The organism is Methanolobus sp. ZRKC5 (assembly GCF_038446525.1).
GTDB lineage: Archaea > Halobacteriota > Methanosarcinia > Methanosarcinales > Methanosarcinaceae > Methanolobus.
Genome location: NZ_CP151792.1, coordinates 1,376,978 through 1,394,383 on the forward strand (window position 1 = coordinate 1,376,978; position 17,406 = coordinate 1,394,383).

Annotated in this window: 19 protein-coding genes; 7 read left to right on the plus strand and 12 right to left on the minus strand. The window is 41.8% G+C overall.

Features of this window, described 5'->3' with window-relative positions:
- The first annotated feature begins 10 nt into the window (after nucleotides 1–10).
- Nucleotides 11–370: a metalloregulator ArsR/SmtB family transcription factor gene (locus WN948_RS06750; protein ID WP_342306230.1), complete on the plus strand. Its 360-nt coding sequence runs from the start codon at nucleotides 11–13 to the stop codon at nucleotides 368–370.
- A 2-nt stretch (nucleotides 371–372) separates the two neighbouring features.
- Here the strand turns inward: WN948_RS06750 and nikR are convergent, their stop codons facing one another.
- On the minus strand, nucleotides 373–795 hold the full coding sequence (gene nikR, locus WN948_RS06755; protein WP_342306231.1) for a nickel-responsive transcriptional regulator NikR: 423 nt from the start codon (nucleotides 793–795) through the stop codon (nucleotides 373–375).
- A 149-nt stretch (nucleotides 796–944) separates the two neighbouring features.
- On the opposite strand from nikR, the gene purC reads away from it, so the two are divergent.
- Complete coding sequence (gene purC, locus WN948_RS06760) at nucleotides 945–1,658, plus strand: phosphoribosylaminoimidazolesuccinocarboxamide synthase (RefSeq protein ID WP_342306232.1); 714 nt, start codon at nucleotides 945–947, stop codon at nucleotides 1,656–1,658.
- Nucleotides 1,659–1,690: 32 nt separating this feature from the next.
- The gene (locus WN948_RS06765) at nucleotides 1,691–3,139 is read left to right on the plus strand and encodes an NAD(P)/FAD-dependent oxidoreductase (protein ID WP_342306417.1); all 1,449 of its coding nucleotides are present in this window, start codon (nucleotides 1,691–1,693) and stop codon (nucleotides 3,137–3,139) included.
- Nucleotides 3,140–3,153: 14 nt separating this feature from the next.
- Here the strand turns inward: WN948_RS06765 and WN948_RS06770 are convergent, their stop codons facing one another.
- The 7 genes from WN948_RS06770 to yciH form a co-directional block, all read right to left on the minus strand.
- Entirely contained in the window at nucleotides 3,154–3,846 is a 693-nt protein-coding gene (locus WN948_RS06770; RefSeq protein ID WP_342306233.1) for a TIGR00153 family protein, read from the minus strand.
- Nucleotides 3,843–4,880 (minus strand): inorganic phosphate transporter, encoded by a 1,038-nt coding sequence (locus WN948_RS06775; RefSeq protein WP_342306234.1) that lies wholly within the window; start codon nucleotides 4,878–4,880, stop codon nucleotides 3,843–3,845. Before WN948_RS06775 ends, WN948_RS06770 begins: the two co-directional genes overlap by 4 nt.
- 124 nt (nucleotides 4,881–5,004) lie before the next feature.
- Nucleotides 5,005–6,228: an Nre family DNA repair protein gene (locus WN948_RS06780; RefSeq protein ID WP_342306235.1), complete on the minus strand. Its 1,224-nt coding sequence runs from the start codon at nucleotides 6,226–6,228 to the stop codon at nucleotides 5,005–5,007.
- Complete coding sequence (locus WN948_RS06785; protein ID WP_342306237.1) at nucleotides 6,225–6,587, minus strand: helix-turn-helix domain-containing protein; 363 nt, start codon at nucleotides 6,585–6,587, stop codon at nucleotides 6,225–6,227. The genes WN948_RS06780 and WN948_RS06785 overlap by 4 nt, the downstream gene beginning before the upstream one ends.
- A gap of 23 nt (nucleotides 6,588–6,610) precedes the next feature.
- Nucleotides 6,611–6,979, minus strand: a complete 369-nt coding sequence (locus tag WN948_RS06790) for an iron-sulfur cluster assembly scaffold protein (protein ID WP_342306239.1) — start codon at nucleotides 6,977–6,979, stop codon at nucleotides 6,611–6,613.
- Nucleotides 6,980–6,995: 16 nt separating this feature from the next.
- Nucleotides 6,996–8,153, minus strand: a complete 1,158-nt coding sequence (nifS, locus tag WN948_RS06795) for a cysteine desulfurase NifS (RefSeq protein WP_342306240.1) — start codon at nucleotides 8,151–8,153, stop codon at nucleotides 6,996–6,998.
- A 132-nt stretch (nucleotides 8,154–8,285) separates the two neighbouring features.
- A complete protein-coding gene (gene yciH / locus WN948_RS06800; RefSeq protein WP_342306241.1) occupies nucleotides 8,286–8,594 on the minus strand; it encodes a stress response translation initiation inhibitor YciH in 309 nt (102 codons plus the stop codon).
- Nucleotides 8,595–8,681: 87 nt separating this feature from the next.
- Here yciH and WN948_RS06805 point away from each other — a divergent pair, with 87 nt between their 5' ends.
- Nucleotides 8,682–9,041, plus strand: a complete 360-nt coding sequence (locus tag WN948_RS06805; RefSeq protein WP_342306242.1) for a DUF192 domain-containing protein — start codon at nucleotides 8,682–8,684, stop codon at nucleotides 9,039–9,041.
- Between the two features lie 139 nt (nucleotides 9,042–9,180).
- A complete protein-coding gene (purL, locus tag WN948_RS06810) occupies nucleotides 9,181–11,328 on the plus strand; it encodes a phosphoribosylformylglycinamidine synthase subunit PurL (protein WP_342306243.1) in 2,148 nt (715 codons plus the stop codon).
- Nucleotides 11,329–11,369: 41 nt separating this feature from the next.
- Here purL and WN948_RS06815 read toward each other — a convergent pair whose 3' ends face one another.
- Entirely contained in the window at nucleotides 11,370–12,038 is a 669-nt protein-coding gene (locus WN948_RS06815) for a flavodoxin family protein (protein WP_342306244.1), read from the minus strand.
- 301 nt (nucleotides 12,039–12,339) lie between these two features.
- Nucleotides 12,340–12,552 (minus strand): TRAM domain-containing protein, encoded by a 213-nt coding sequence (locus tag WN948_RS06820; protein WP_342306245.1) that lies wholly within the window; start codon nucleotides 12,550–12,552, stop codon nucleotides 12,340–12,342.
- Nucleotides 12,553–12,814: 262 nt separating this feature from the next.
- Here WN948_RS06820 and WN948_RS06825 point away from each other — a divergent pair, with 262 nt between their 5' ends.
- The gene (locus WN948_RS06825) at nucleotides 12,815–15,052 is read left to right on the plus strand and encodes a CDC48 family AAA ATPase (RefSeq protein ID WP_342306246.1); all 2,238 of its coding nucleotides are present in this window, start codon (nucleotides 12,815–12,817) and stop codon (nucleotides 15,050–15,052) included.
- A gap of 48 nt (nucleotides 15,053–15,100) precedes the next feature.
- Nucleotides 15,101–15,376: a PRC-barrel domain-containing protein gene (locus WN948_RS06830; protein WP_342306247.1), complete on the plus strand. Its 276-nt coding sequence runs from the start codon at nucleotides 15,101–15,103 to the stop codon at nucleotides 15,374–15,376.
- A gap of 73 nt (nucleotides 15,377–15,449) precedes the next feature.
- Here WN948_RS06830 and WN948_RS06835 read toward each other — a convergent pair whose 3' ends face one another.
- Together WN948_RS06835 and radA are read right to left on the minus strand one after the other, a co-directional pair.
- Nucleotides 15,450–16,130 carry a phosphoglycolate phosphatase gene (locus WN948_RS06835; protein ID WP_342306248.1) on the minus strand — a complete coding sequence of 227 codons (681 nt, stop codon included), beginning with the start codon at nucleotides 16,128–16,130 and terminating at the stop codon, nucleotides 15,450–15,452.
- A 204-nt stretch (nucleotides 16,131–16,334) separates the two neighbouring features.
- Nucleotides 16,335–17,312 carry a DNA repair and recombination protein RadA gene (radA, locus tag WN948_RS06840; protein WP_342306249.1) on the minus strand — a complete coding sequence of 326 codons (978 nt, stop codon included), beginning with the start codon at nucleotides 17,310–17,312 and terminating at the stop codon, nucleotides 16,335–16,337.
- Nucleotides 17,313–17,406 lie beyond the last annotated feature (94 nt).

Below are 17,406 nucleotides of genomic sequence, written 5' to 3' on the forward strand. Positions count from 1 at the left end.
AATCCAACAGATGACAATACAGGAAACAAGCGAAAGCAAAGAGCCTTACATACTTCCAGATGCAATAACCCTGAAAGTTCATGAAGTCATGGATGAAAATGTTGACAAACTGGTTTCTCTTTTCAAGGTGCTTTCTGATCCCGTAAGGATACGTATCCTCAAAGCCCTACAGGTAAGCGAACTGTGCGTCTGCGTATTGGTGGAGATTACCGATTATAAACATTCTGCACTTTCATATCATCTTAAACTGCTCAAGGATGCAGAGCTCGTGGACTCGAGAAGAGACAAGAATTTTCAGACATATTTCCTTACAGAACCTGGCGAAAAAATGTTGAGGACAATTGAGTCCTCATTTAAAAATGGGATGTAAATTTATATTTTCTCAGTTGGAAGGGCAGTATTGAGTTTGACATAATTGACACCTTTTAGTGCCATTGTCCTCTCTGCAACCTGCTTTACTTCTTCACCTTCACCATCCAGTATGATGACTTCCAGACAGTTGTCATGGTCAAGATGAATGTGGACGGAAGACTTAATAATGTGAGAATAATCATGCTGTATTTCAGTAAGAGCGCTTGAAAGGCCACGCTTTGTATGGTCATATATCAAAGTGATAGTACCTACACGCCTGCCTTTTACATCGCTCATCCATTCATAATGGGTAATGTAGTTCCTGATAGAATCCCTTATTCCCTCAGAACGGGAAGAATAGCCTCTCTGTTCGATGATCGTGTCAAATTTAGTTAGAAGATTTTCGGGAAGAGATACCCCAATACGCATAAGTTCCTGTTCCATATTGTTCACCTATAATAAGCAATCTGTATAATAATAACATTTAGTATGCAATAATAATACATTAATGCTACATCAATTAAGATATAAATAATTATAGAACATCTATATATAAAGTAATCAACAATGCCATTGACAAAAGGATGATACAAATGAAGAAAGAAGAGCTATACTCAGGAAAAGCAAAGACCATCTACAAAACCGAAGATCCGGAAAAGCTGATATCAGAATTCAGAGACAGCCTCACAGCATTTGATGGCAAAAAGAAAAGTGAAGCAAAGAACAAGGGATATTACAATGCCCAGATATCAAAGAAAATCTTTGAGATGCTCGAAGAAGAAGGCATCCCTACCCACTATATAGAGATGGTATCCGGCAATGAGATGCTTGTGAAGGCTGTTGAGATAATATTGATCGAAGTAATCCCACGCAACATTGCTGCAGGTTCCATCACACGCAAATACCCAATAGAAGAGGGTACTGTTTTCAAAACCCCTGTACTTGTAATGGACTACAAGAGCGATGAACACGGCGATCCAATGATGAATGAAGATATCGCTGTTGCCATGGGAATTGCAACTTATGAAGAGATTGCGCAGATCCGTGCAATGGCTCTGAAGATCAACGATATACTCGTGAAGTACCTTGACGAAAAAGGATTCCTCCTTCCTGATTTCAAACTTGAGTTCGGAAGAGTTGACGGCAAGATCGTTGTAGCAGATGAGATTTCATGCGACACATGCAGATTCTGGGACAAAAGTACCGGACAGTCAATGGACAAGGATATTTTCCGTTTTGACAAGGGAGACCTTTCAAAAACATACGAAGAAGTTGCAAGGCGCATAGTACCTGAGATCTTTGAGTAAGCACACACATTTACTCGTAATGAGGGGATATGATGGAAGATTACGATGTAATAGTCGTGGGTGCAGGCATAAGCGGGCTTTTGTCCGCACTCACCCTTTCTAAACATGGAAACAAAGTACTTGTACTTGAAAAAGATAACATTGTGGGCGGTAACTGTAATAGCTACATGGTTGATGGTTTCCAGGTAGACACAGGTGCCCATGCAATTACACACCTTCAAGTGGGTCCCCTGAGAAGGCTCATGGATAATTATTTTGATTACGTTCCGGTTTTTGAGGATTACGGAAACTACTATATAAGAACTGAGAACCAGTTCATGAAAGTCCCTTCAAATATCAAGGAATTTGTCACATTTGATGTCCTTCCGCGCAAGGACAGGATGGTCCTCACACAGGCTATCACCAAAGCGCTCACCCTTTCCACATTTGGAACTGACCTGGAAAAGCAATCAGTATATGAATTCATGCCAGGTAACCTTTCAGCAGACACATGTGACTTTGTAGACACCATATGTCACTTCCTTTCAGGTAAGGACATGAAGCAGACATCTGCGCAGAGAATTCTTGCAGGCAGTAGCTTTGTGCGCGACAGTGTACCGGAAGAACAGCTTGAGAATATAATGAAGTCTAATGAGAAGATGGCTGTAGAGCCGGTTCCAAGAACAATACTTCCACCAAATCTACATGCTTCATTACAGACAAGGATCAATAGAGTTTCCAATCCTTTCACATCCCTTGGAAGACTTGCAACAAATAAGGTCAGCTACTCCCAGGGCTACCCCCGAAAAGGATTAAAAGCCCTTCTTAATGCCCTTTTGTCCTCGCTTCCAAAGACTGTGGAGATCAAGACAGGTTGTCAGGTAAAGAAAATACTTACGGACAAAGGCAAGATAACCGGTGTTGAGGCTGATGAGGTATACAATGCCAGCAAGGTCATATACACAGGATTTGTCACGGACCTTCCTTCCATGGTAGAGAGTCTTCCAAACTCCTATATACAGGAGCTTAAAGGAGTAGTACACACCAAGAGCCTTACTGTATGGACCGGACTGGATTCTATGATGAACGAGTTCAATTATATCGGCTCAGAAATATGGTTCAAGGACTCACCTTACTGGGCTATGCCTATAAGCAACTATGATGCTTCGCTGGCACCAAAAGGAAAACAACTCGTTGGTTTCACATTCATAATTGATGAGGAGAACAATGAAGATGTGCAAACAAAGAAAGCATATGAAACAATCTATAATGCTATCCCGGGAATAGAAGACCATATAGAAATGAAGCACAATCAGATAACAATCCCTGAAAAAGCTGCTGTGACGATAGATGGCTATTTTGCCGACGTGAGAACACCCATCAGCGGGCTTTACACAGCCGGAACAGATACTGATAAAAGAAGCATGGGCATAACCCGTGCGGCTTATTCCGTTGTAGAATTGCTCAAAAAGATGAACGAAGACAATTGTCTTCACAGATAACAATGAGAAGGTGATTACCTTCTCAAAACCATTGTCCTTAACCTGTCTGCTGCATGCTCGGACTTGTCTGCAATGTCTCCGATACCACTCACCAGACGGACCAGATGATATACGCCAAGTGCACCAATAATATCTTCATTGTTAAAGATCGTTTTTACAAGTTCCTTTTCAATAACATCGACCTGATGTTCCATTTCCTCGACTTTCGTTACAAATTGGAGAGTGTCTTCAACATCCCTTTTACTAAAGGATGTTTCCAGTAACTCACTAAGGGTTGAAACAAGAACCTCATACATTTCCACTGTTTGAAGAGTCTTTTCCGTGAGATCAATGAATCCCTCACGAATCTCGGGAGGCGCATCAAACTTTCTGACAGTAAGCCAGAATGCCGCTTCCTGAGCATCATCTGATATCGAGTCCTGTGGCTTCAGGAAATTGAGCAGATCATCAGCATGTACAGGGAGCATAATAGATGAGGACAGCTCAGAACGAATGGTCTGTTTTATGATATCGGCTTCATGCTCAATTACGTCGATCTCACGATTCAGTTCCTCTACTTTCTCCATGTCACCATCGCAGAAAGCAAGCAGGGACTCGTTGAGTTTCCTGACACAATCGCCTCCTTTATTGGCATGCATCACCAGTGGTTTGAAAGGAGAACTCGCAAATATGTTCAATACAGAACGGATATACTCTTTCTTTATCATATTCCGACCCCCAATAGTCCTGCAAATATAAGAGCAGACGTAAGTGCCGCTGCAGGTACAGTAACTACCCAGGAAACAACTATCTTTCCGATTACACTTAAATCAACCGCTGCAAGACCACCTGCAAGGCCAACACCTATAACTGAACCTACAAGTGTGTGAGTGGTTGATATTGGAAGAGAACTGTAACTGTGTAAAACTACAACAGAAGCTGTGGCAAATTCTGCTGAAAAACCTCTTGTAGGAGTCAGTTCGGTTATACGTGTGCCGATTGTTTCAATTACACGATATCCCCAGGTGCCAAGTCCTACGACCATCCCAATACCTCCAAGAGCCATTACCCATAAAGGAATACTAAGGCCTGCCATCTCAAGTGCGTGCAATCCTGCATAAAGAGGACCGATAGCATTTGCAACATCGTTGGAACCATGTGCAAAGGCAATGTAACATGCAGTCATTATCTGGAGAAAGACAAATTTCTTCTCAACATTATAAGGATCATCCGCTTTTTGAAGTATGAAATACCTGATGATGGAAAATATAACATAAGCTAGCAATGCTCCAAGAAGTGGTGAGACCAGCCAACTGCCAACTATCTTGGCGAGTACAGTCCATTTTATTTCTTCAAAACCAATAATTCCGTAGTATGCTGCCATCAAGCCAAACCCAAGGACAGCACCAACAATTGAATGGGTTGTGGATACCGGGAGGTTGTAGAATGTGGCAAGTGTGATCCAGAAACCTGCTGCAAGAATGGCTGCAAGCATTCCGATAGCTACAAGATGCGGATCGACCAGACTGATCGAATCAACTGGAACAATACCCTTTGCAATTGTGGACGTAACTCTTTTTCCAAAAAATACGGCACCTGCAAACTCGAAAACAGCTGCAATGATAATTACTTGTTTGATAGACAGCGCCCCACTGCCCACTGACGTTCCCATTGCATTTGCAAGATCATTGGCACCGATATTCCATGCCATATACAGACCTGCTGCAATCAACAACAATACGAGAGGATCAAAAAGACTCATCGATAATATTCTCCACTATATAGATTTAGTATACAAAAGAAGAGACATTGAGATAAATGTGCGTACCATATACTATATAGCAATAAATAAACTATATAGTAATTATTGAACTATATTACAATGATTAGAAGAAACTGTCAAGTGTCCTCTGAAAACGCACATCTGGCAATAAAGAAGCTTTTGGCAACCATTCTGATGAAGAGGTCTTCAATCGGGTCGAGATATCAGCAAGTGCCTGTTCAACAGATTCAAATCTTTGGGGTTCACTATTGAAAGCTTCCCTTACACCCTCCCTTACAACCCATACACCAAGAGGTGCCCAGTATTCAGGCCTTATTTCCCTAACCATAAATACAGTTGCCTGTCTGCGTATGGAATGGAGATATTCCAGTGCACCCAACCGAGCTGCATAGTAGCCTCCTGCAAGATTGGAATATTTATTTTTTCCATCAAAGTTCTCATGATCTGCACCGATCCACGTATCTCCCCCTGACCAGACAGTGCGCGGCATCCAGACCTCCATTAACTCAAATGAGAACATACGGGGAATGAAAACAATTTCAAAGTGGTTGCCAAATACACCACCACTAAAAACCATGACCTCACTTAATTGCTGATAGTCCCGAATACCTTTAAGAAGGTCTTTCCCAACCATGTCATCGACTGCGGTTATAGACCAACGGGTTGGGACAAGTTTTCGTTCCTGGCCTAAAAGACCGATAGAAAGAAGACGAGTGATGTGTTCTGCCGGGATATTACCATCCCATAACTCGGAGACGGCATCCTTTGCCAGTGCATCATCATCATATACGAGATAATCTACTTTCTTTGGAACTGTTGGGTTTTCAGTAATGTCAAATTTTTTAAGGTCACCTGACGGACCCATAGGTGTCAGGACATTATCGAATTTGAGCTTGTTACTTATGGGTTTATTGAACCACGCTTCCGTATCCACGGGTTTTTTAGAAAGAGCTAACTCCTGAGATTTCTCAATTAGTTGGTTATCAGGAGAACGGGCATTTTTTACATTGATACCTGTATTAGCCCTTACAAGTTGCGAACGGGATGATATGACATCCTGTATATTCATCTTCAGCAAGGCTTTTGGATCTTCAAGTAGCATTGCCTCATCCCCACCAAGCTCAGGTGGGATCATTGGACCTGCTTTAACCTCAGGATAGTTGTACCTTCCTACAAAAACAGATGGAGGCGATGCCCCAAAAATAGAAGAATCTCCGGATGATTTTGGAATTACAGACTCTATGGACTTAAATTTCTCCAGGATAGGACATCTTGGTCGCCCACAAAGACCTTTGCCCTTACATTTTATGCAAAGATTTCGCGTCAATGAACCTCGTTATCTCCGCAAAGAACGCAATAACCAGCATCAGGTTCATTCCTGTTGAGCCAGCCGGAACGCTGGACGAACTTGCATACATTACACATTCCAGCAACCTGGTCCCTGGATTTCATTCCATCAAGCAGGCTGGTAGCAAACCTCTTGATCTCCTGCTGGGCCTCTTCTGAAAAATCAACTTCTGCACCACGTTTATCGTTGATATACTGGGAAACAGCAGCTCTTGAGAGTCCCAATACATCTGCAACTTCCTGCTGATTTTTTCCATGCTCCCAGATCATACATCTGGCAAGCTCTGCACGTATAGCAGGCAGTACACGTTGAACCATAATTTCACATGTTGTTTTCACAAGAAGTCACCTTTTTTTAAGTATCATTTATTTTTTTGCCGAAAATCTTCGATTGCCATCTTAAGAGCGTCAAGTGCAAAGCCCGAACACCTGTCCTTTCCATCAGGAAGACCATCAAGGGCATTGATGACATCTTCGTTTGTTAGTTCAAGAGCTTCATCGACCGTCTTTCCCTTTGCCAGGTTCGTTACCATGCTTGATGTGGAAATAGCGACAACACAACCAAATGTCTTGAATTTGACATCTTCAATAACATTGCCCTTCACCTTAATAGATATATTTATTATATCACCATCGACAGTGCTTCCAATCTCACCCACACCATCAGCATCCTCTATACTTCCCACATTCTGTGGACTGCTGAACTCCTCAATAACTTTCTTTGAATACATGACTTACTCCTGCTATTCATTGGCTGGAAACTGCGGACATTTCCCTCAGCTTTAAAACTGTTTCCTTGAGGCTCTTAACAACATAATCGACATCTTCCATAGTGTTCTCCTTTCCAAGGCTTATTCTCAGAGAACCATGTATGTAATCGTCCTCTATATTCAGGGAACTGAGTACATGGGATGCCTTAAGGGATTTGGAAGAACATGCCGAACCGGTCGATACTGCAATGCCTTTCATATCTAGGAGCATGAGCATAGATTCTCCTTCAGCATACTTGAAACTTAAGTTTACATTATTTGGAAGTCTCTGTGTTGGATGACCATTCAGGCGAACATCTGCAATTGAATCAAATATTCGGGAAACAAGGGAATCACGCATTTTCTTCATATGTTGTGAGTCCGCATCCAGAAACTCATTTGCAAGAACCATCGCTTTACCAAGACCTACAATACCCGGGATATTCTCTGTTCCTGAACGCATACCCATTTCGTGATTTCCACCGAAAACGATCGGCTCAATTGCCGTGCCCTTACGAACATACAGTGCCCCTGAACCTTTTGGACCGTGTATCTTATGGGAAGAGATAGAAAGCATATCAACACCAAGCTCATCCACATTGACAGGAATCTTACCTACGGTCTGTACTGCATCTGTATGGAACAAAATGTTGTGTTTACTTGCAATTTGTGCAATTTCCTTTATGGGCTGAATGGTACCTACCTCATTGTTGGCATGCATCACAGTTATGAGAACCGTATTCTTACGAATTGATCCCTCTACCATCTCAAAGTCTATTACACCATCAGAATCAACAGGAACATATGTTACTTCATGACCCATACTTTCAAGGTACTCACAGGTATTAAGCACTGCAGGATGCTCAATGACTGATGTGATAATGTGTTTTTTTCCTGTATTATGAGGGATTACTCCCCTTATTGCAAGATTGTCTGATTCCGTTCCCCCTGATGTGAAAATAATTTCTTCAGGTGAAGCACCGATTGCCTGCGCAACCTGTTCACGTGCCATGTAAAGTGCTTCTGCTGCTTCCATACCAAAAGAATGCAAGCTGGATGAATTGCCAAACATCTCAGTAAAATAAGGTAACATTGCATCAACCACTGAAGAATCAACAGGTGTGGTTGCACTGTGGTCCATATAGATCCGCTTCATAATATCTACATCTAGTAGAGAATACTTTCAATAAATAAATATCCTTCAGCAAAGAACACTGAAGAATTACATTCTGGCAGAAAAATACTGCAAGATTATGTGTGGATATTCCACACACAAAAGAAAATAAGATCAATTCTTTATCTGATCTGGAGAAAATCCTCTTTCAATAAGAACATCCTTCATACGGCTAAGGTGATTGCCCTGTAATTCGACCGAACTTCCTTTTACTGTCCCACCGCATGCAAATTTAGACTTGAGGTAAGTTGAAAGTTCATGAAGGTCAATTTCGTGTGCGTCAAAACCCTCTACAACCGTTACTTCTTTCCCATACCGTCTTCTGTTTACTTTTACAATTATTCTTTGCTGCTCTTTTGCCACTTCTTCGCATATGCAAAGCTCTTTTGGTAGTCCACAGACCGAACACATTTCCGAACTCATCTTCTGGTATTTCCTCCGACATTATTATCTATTTTAAACACTCCATATATGCATTTAACTAAAATAGATGGATAGAGTAGAACTTCGATGATATTAATATCTAATGGTAAAGAGATAGCAACGGACGTTGCTTTTGCATGCAGCCTATTTAAACAGGTGAAAGGACTCATGTTCAGCAGGAAGATACCGGATAGCTATGCTCTGGTATTTGTAATGAAAAAAGCACAGAAAGTATCGTTACACATGCTTTTTGTCAATTATCCAATTGATGCTATTTTTCTTGATGAGCAAAAAAGAGTTATCCAGACATCCAGCCTGCAAGCCTGGATTGGCATATGCTCCTGTAAGGAAAAAGTCAAATATATCATAGAAACATCCCATGGAAAATCTGACAAAATCGGAATAACTGCAGGGGATAAAATATATTTTGAAAATCGATGCCATTAAGCCATTAACCCTTGCACATGCCATATTATTGGAATCTGCCTTAAAACCTGTTCAAAGAAATGTTTATTACATTAAGGGTTCTTTAAAGCCCTGATAATTCACCCTATACATATCATCATATTAAACCAGAGGCACATGAATGTTACCTGAAGATGACTTAAAGATCATAACAGAGAAGATGGGAAGGGAACCAAATCTCGTAGAGCAAGGTTGTTTCCTGAACCTATGGAGCGAGCACTGCTCATATCGCTCAAGTGCACCACTGCTTAAGACATTTACAACTACCGGGGACAAAGTAATTATAGGTCCCGGAGATGACGCAGCCATTATCAGTTTTGGAAACGGATGGGTACTTGCAGTAGGAATGGAAAGCCACAATCACCCCTCATATGTAGACCCATACAACGGTTCAGCTACAGGCGTAGGAGGTATCGTGCGTGATATCATTTCAATGGGTGCACGACCTATTGCCCTTATGGACCCACTCTATTTTGGACCTCTTGACAATCCAAAGAACCTCTATCTTTTCGAGCATATAATCGAAGGAATTGCAGGGTACGGTAACTGTATCGGAGTACCGGTCGTACGTGGTGAAGCATTCTTTGACAAATCATACAGTGGAAACCCTCTGGTAAACGTTGTCGCAGTTGGTCTTGCGCGTGAGAAGGACGTTGTGACCGCCTGTGCACAAACTGCTGGCAACAAGCTTGTATTGATGGGTTCCACAACCGGAAGAGATGGACTCGGCGGAGCATCTTTTGCATCAAGGGACCTTTCAGAGGATTCAGAAGCAGAGGACAGACCAAGCATTCAGATAGGAGATCCTTTCACTGAGAAACTGGTTATCGAGGCAACGCTGGAAGTCATTGGAAAAGGATACGTGAAATCATGCAGAGACCTTGGAGCTGCAGGACTTGCAGGTGCAAGCTCGGAAATGGCATCTAAAGGCGATCTTGGAATGAGAATCATTGCCGACAATGTGATCCTGCGTGAGACAGGCATGACACCTTATGAGATACTCATTGCTGAATCACAGGAAAGGATGCTACTTGAAGTAGAACCTGAAAATGTGGATGCCGTGCTGGACATCGCAAAGAAGTATGACCTCAATGTAAGCATGATAGGCGAACTTACAGAAGTGATGAATTACACTGTTGAGTTCAAGGGAAAGGTAGTTGCCGATATACCCATCAAAGAGTTAACAGAAGGAGCACCAACGTTTGAGCGCCCTTCAGAAGCTCCTGCTCCACGTGACATCGGAGATAAGCCAGACATACCAGCAGACCTGAAGCAAACAGTACTTGACTTGTTGTCTTCCCATAACGTAGCTTCAAAGAGATGGATATACAGGCAGTATGACCATGAAGTGCAGGTGCGCACAGTCACAAAACCCGGAGATGACGCAGGAATACTACGCATTGATGGAAATGAGGGAATAGCACTTTCATGCGGATGCAACCCAAGGCACACACAGCTTGACCCATATGCAGGCGGAAAAGGAACAGTCATTGAGAATGCCATGAACCTTGCGGTAAAGGGCGCACGTGGAATCGCTATTGTAGATTGCCTGAACTTTGGAAACCCGGAAAGACCGGACATATACTGGCAATTCAAGCATGCAATCCTCGGACTTGGGGATGCAGCTAGAGATCTTACAATACCAGTAGTTGGTGGAAATGTGTCTCTTTATAATGAGAGTGGCGAATTCAAAACAGCAATTGCCCCTACACCATCCATAGGTCTTGTAGGCCATATTGAAGATGTTACTATGGCACCTTCAGGTATTTTCACAAAGGAAGGAGACACCATAATCCTTGTAGGAACAACAGCTGATGAACTTGGTGGTTCTGAATACTACAACATCATTGGAAAGGAAAATGATGGAAACGCACCACAGCCACCGGAAAATACCACCAAGATAATCGATACGCTCATAGACCTTGCAAAAAGCGGAAAGCTCACAGCATCCCACGATGTAGCACTTGGAGGAATTGCAGCTTCCATTTGTGAAATGTGTGAGAACTACGGTGCAGATGTCGATTTGAGCAATGTAGGAGAGAGCCTCAGGGCAGATGACATACTGTTCTCCGAATCCTATGCAAGGGCACTGGTAGTTACTTCAGAACCTGATGTTGTTACAGATTTACTAAAAGATGTACCATATGCAGTGATTGGAACAGTTAGTGGAAAGACATTGGACATCCGTATAGGAGATTCAAATATCCAGCTGACCCCTGATGAAATAAAAGAAGCAAGAGACAGCCTCATGGCATTGATGATGGAATAACCATCATCAATCCTTTACTTTTTTAATTTTAAAAGAAAAGACTATTCGCTTTCCTTGAGGGCATCCTCATACAATTCATTGATGTTTGTTGTTATAGGATTACTCCTCAGTAATTCAGCAAAGAAAGCAAGATTATGCACCATATATCGCACAGTCTTGTTGGTGTAGAGATGTTTTTCCCCACCGGCTGCAATATAACTTGGGCCCGGACCTGCAGGACCTACCCAATAACTATCGACATTTGGTGGTATGGTACATCCAAGATGTGTCAGATTAAATAGTGTATTTGCTGCTACATCATGTGCTCCATCCTCGTTACCGGTGATTATCACACCTCCCACTTTACCATATAGTGGGAACTGGCCGGTCTTTGGGTCATTTTCCTCATAGGTACCATCAAGTCTTTCCATAACCATCTGTGCCACAGAGGAGCGCACACCGAACCATATGGGAGAACCTATGACAAGGATATCACATGCTCTGACCTTTTCCAGTATTGATGGCCACTCATCGCCTTCCCCTTCATCAGAAGAAACACCGAATTTGACGTTGTAATCAGTAACCCTGACAACTTCACTTTCAACACCAATTCCTTCAAAAAGCCTGACTGCTTTGTCGATAAGAACTCTGGTGTTCGATATACCAGGAGAGCGTTTCAATGTACAATTTAAGAATAATGCTTTTAACCCCATACTAAAATGATGGTTCATTGAAACATAAATACATTTCCTTATGCGGAATATGAAAAGGAAACGTAACTATTCAGCCTGATAAAAACGCTATCAATAACAATCTTGACAAAAAGTTGAAACGTAAATTTCATTAGGATCATTTATTTTGATTGTTGCTATTGATTGCTTTTTTGATTGTTAGATTGTTAGTGAGCAGACATCTCTATTTCGATGAAATCAGTACCAATAGGCAAATCGTGCCAGGCTGAATAGTTACAAGGAAACAAAAATAAGAATAAAAAAGAGTGTTAAAGAATGGTAAAAACCATTCTTTGAAGAATTACTCGTCTTTCTCTCCAAAAGCAAATTTACGCAATACTCTTGTGATCTTGATATTTACAGTATCGCCGACCTGGGTCTGTGGTACAAAGATTACAAATCCTTCTACACGGGCAATGCCGTCGCCTTCTCTTGCGATATCTTCAATCGTTACTTCGTATGTCTCTCCAACATCTACAGGAGCTGTTGATTCTCTGTCATTGTTATTAAACAAAATAATGCACGTCCTTTAATTCAAAGATAAGACTAAAACCATACTGAAAACCGCCATAGATAAAATCCAATTAAACAGAATCTCAGAATAGTATTATACCTTACAGCGATAAATATACACACCTGATATTTAAATGTTCGTGAAAAGAAGGAACATCCTAAATAAAGCTGGACACCATATCTTATTTATTCTTTAGAATAAAATAGATAGATATAAATCACAATCACACTATTGATTCATAATAATTGTAGGGATGAAAATAATGGATGAAGTACAGATCAAAGTAGAGAAAGCACACCCAAATGATTTTGGGAGGGGAATTATCCGTCTGGACCCTACTACACTCTTAAGCCTCCAACTCTCACCTGGCGACATTGTTGAGATCGAGGGAAAGAGAAAGACCGCAGCCAAGGTATGGAGAGCTGAAAGACAGGACTGGGGACAAGGTATTGCCAGAATAGACGGATTTATAAGGCAGAATGCAGGCGTCGGAATTGGAGAAAGGATTACAGTAAGGAAAGCCGATGTTGTAACTGCCACAAAAGTTGTGCTGGCACCTCCTGAAGGTGTCACTATGGAATACGGAGATCATATTAGTGAGATAATCAAGCGTAATATCATGAAGCGTCCTCTTGTAGAAGGAGACATAATTCCCATCATCAGCTCAATGACACAGCCAATGTCAAGCCAGATGGGCGGAGGACAGGCGATACCCTTGGTAGCCGTTGAGACCGATCCAAAAGAAGACATCCTTATTGTCGGAGAATTTACAGAAATAGAACTCCGTCAGAAGCCAGTTCGTGGGTATGATGGTGCAACCAGAGGAATCACATACGAGGATATCGGTGGTCTTGGAACAGAGATACAGCGCGTCAGGGAAATGATCGAGCTTCCATTGAAACATCCGGAACTATTCCATAGACTTAACATCGAACCTCCGAAGGGAATCATACTTTACGGCCCCCCAGGAACCGGTAAAACATTGATTGCCAAAGCTGTTGCAAATGAATCAAGAGCAAATTTCCTCTATGTAGCAGGTCCCGAGATAATGGGGAAATATTACGGAGAAAGTGAAGAGCGCATCCGTAAAATTTTTGAGGAAGCGGAAGATGATGCCCCGTCGATCATATTCATTGATGAGATCGACTCTATTGCACCAAAAAGAGAGAACGTTACAGGAGAGGTAGAACGCAGGGTTGTTGCCCAGTTGCTTACAATGATGGATGGCCTTGAAGAAAGAGGGCAGGTCGTTGTAATAGGTGCCACCAACCGTGTAGATGCAATTGATCCGGCACTTCGCAGACCTGGAAGATTTGACAGGGAAATTGAGATCGGAGTTCCCGATAACGATGACCGCCTTGAGATAATGCAGATCCACACAAGAGGCGTTCCTTTGGCTGAAGATGTAGACGAGGATTTCCTGGATTATATTGCGAAACATACACAGGCATTTGTAGGTGCAGATCTTCTTGCCCTTGTGCAGGAAGCTGCAATGCGTTCCCTAAGACGTGCCTTGCCTGACATCAATCTTGAAGATGAGGACATACCCCAGGAAATACTTGACACCATTATGGTATGCAAGGATGACTTTGAAATTGCACTCAGAGAAATAGAACCTTCAGCAATGAGGGAAGTCCTTGTGGAAATTCCATCTGTGAAATGGGAGGATGTCGGAGGAATTGATAAGGCTAAACAGGAAATCAGAGAGGCTGTGGAGTGGCCACTTACCAACCCGGAAAAATTCGTAAATATGGGAATCAAACCTCCAAAAGGAGTGTTACTATTTGGGCCCCCTGGCACCGGAAAGACACTTATTGCACAAGCTGTCGCAAATGAGTCAAATGCAAATTTCATCAGCGTTAAAGGGCCACAGATGCTTTCAAAGTGGGTCGGTGAATCAGAGAAGGCTATCAGAGAGACTTTCAAAAAAGCAAGACAGGTAGCCCCTTGTATCGTATTCTTTGATGAACTTGATTCTATCGCACCAATGAGAAATGCAGCCTCAGAAGACTCTAAAGTATCCGAGAGAATTGTGAACCAGCTTTTGACAGAGCTTGATGGCCTTGAACCATTAAAAGAGATAGTCGTCGTTGCCGCAACCAACCGCCCTGATATCATTGATCCGGCACTTATCCGGTCTGGACGATTTGACAGGATGGTACTTGTAGGGCAATCCACCTTTGCAGGCAGAAGAGAAATATTTAAAATACATGCCAAGAACATACCGCTGGATGATGATGTAACAATAGACGATCTTGCAACCATCACAGAAGGCTTCGTTGGAGCAGATATTGAAGCAGTTTGCAGAGAAGCTGTTATGCTGGCATTGAGAGAGAACTTTGAAGTGGAAAAGGTCGGAATGAAATATTTCAAGGAAGCTCTGAACAAGGTCAGACCAACACTATCCGAGAATATGATGGAGTATTACGAGAAAATACAGGCGCAGTTCAAGGGCGGTATCAAAAAAGAAGAAGCAAGTTCTTATATAGGATACAGATAAATATATGAAAAATTTAGATGTTACTTTTATACTAAGGGGCGAATGAAAATGGCAAATGTCTTTGCAAAGAACCTTTCGAGCAAACAGGTAATGGCAACAGATGGAACAGAAATAGGTATACTGTTCAATATTGTAATGGATATTAAAACAGGAGATATTATAGACCTGATCGTTAAACCGGACATGAGTCTTGACACATCAAGATACAAGGTTGATGAACAGTATATATTATTGCCTTTTGAATCTGTGAGAGCAATAAAAGACTACATAGTCGTCGACAAAAATATAGCACGTGGACTGGCTACTGAAAATATCAGCATGTAAATTTTCAGACTGCAAAGTGTGAATCCACCTTTGCAGTTCTGCCATCGATTCTAATTTTTAGCATACAAGAGTATTAGATCATACCCTTGGTTAAAAGGAAATCTACAGCTTCTGCAGTCCCATCACCATAGGTCGCTGTGCTTACGTAATCAGCAACATCTTTTAAGAAATCATCAGCGTTGCCTACTGCAATTGCAAAACCTGCTTCTTCAAGCATTTCAAGATCGTTCACGGAATCTCCAATGGCAATAAAATCAGAAGTATTGAGTCCCATTAATTCGGCCATTTTCATAAGGCCTGTACCCTTGTTTATTTTTCTGCTCTTTATATGGATTGCAAAATGAGTATCTATTATTTCAATTCCCGGAAAATATGACCCCAATAATTTCCTGGCATCTTCAACATCAAAATTATTTCGTAAGACAATTTCCGTTTTCCTGTGTACAGAATCAAGCTTTTCCAGATCAAAACTGGAAGAAAGGAATTCATATGCAGCCTCGCACTCATGAATAACATCTGAAACAATTGGCTCATTGTCAAACCCATCAATTATAACACCACCATTTTCAGCTATAATATTGCAGCACACACCTACCAACTTTGCTGTGGCTTTGGCATAACATAGAACGTTCCCGGTTGCAATTACAACAGGAATGTCAAGTGAACGCAGTTTTGCAGCTGCCTTGAGGCTAAGCTTGCGATCCATATGAGTAATAGTGCCATCTATGTCAATTACAAGAGCCTTGTATTTCATAAACAATAGATAAGAAGAGAGAGAGATTTAAGTGTTTTCGATGCTTCGGATAGTTCAATGAGATTTCAATAGACTTCAGGCTTTTAGAGAAAACTATGAAGAATAAAACCGAACATCCCTGTTCAACAGGAATGGATGCAAATCATACCTTAAAAAGAGAGGGAGAATCCCTTTTAAAGAGATTCCCTGATAAACCATTCAGTATTATGGATCACGCAGACCGGGAGTGGTTACAGAAATTATAGCTTCCCCATCAGGAAGATTTGGAGAATCCACAAGCTTAACTATCCTCTTGTCGCCTTTGGATTTACGCATGTAGAGCCTAAATGTTGATGTATGTCCCACAATATGACCCCCGATCGGTTTAGTAGGGTCGCCAAAGAATGCATCGGGTTTGGACATAACCTGATTTGTGACTACGACACATGCATTATAGAGGTCTCCACATTTTTGCAGACCATGAAGATGCTTATTGAGCTTTTGCTGCCTGTCAGCAAGTGTTCCCCTGCCTATGTATTCTGCCCTGAAATGAGCTGTAAGGGAGTCAACGATAAAAAGCTTCACAGGCATGTCCGTATCCTTCAATTCATTTGCAAGTTCCATTGCTGAATCAACAAGGAGTATCTGATGATTAGAATTGTAAGCGCGTGCTACATGTATATGTTTAAGGAATTCTTCATGGTCGTATTCCTGACCATATATTTCGGACAAACCATCCACCATCTGTTTAATCCTTTCTGGCCTGAAGGTGTTCTCGGTATCAATGATAACTACAGAGCCACTAAGTCCGCCCTGCTCCTTTGGTAACTGTACATTAACAGCAAGCTGATGTGCAACCTGTGTTTTACCTGAACCGAATTCACCATAGAATTCAGTGATTGCCTGAGTGTCTATACCTCCGCCCATCATTTCATTGAATTCAATACAACCTGTGGTTAACTTACCTACAAGCTTCCTGCGTTCCAACACAATATCACCAGTCTCAAATCCACCTATATCGGCAGATTGACGGGCTGCAAGAATAATCTTTGAAGCAGTGGATTCACCGATCTCAGCTGCGGTTGCAAGTTCTGCAGGCGAGGAAACAGCAATTGCCTCAATTGTCGTAAAACCTGCATCTTTCAATTTTAGTGCGGTTGCCGGACCTACATGGTCCAGTTCTTCTAATAACACTTCTGACATTTTTCTTAACTCCATAGGTGCACATGTTTTCTTCTGGTGCACAGTTCAATTACCTAATTGATTCCTGAGTATATATACCTGAAGAGAGCGGGGT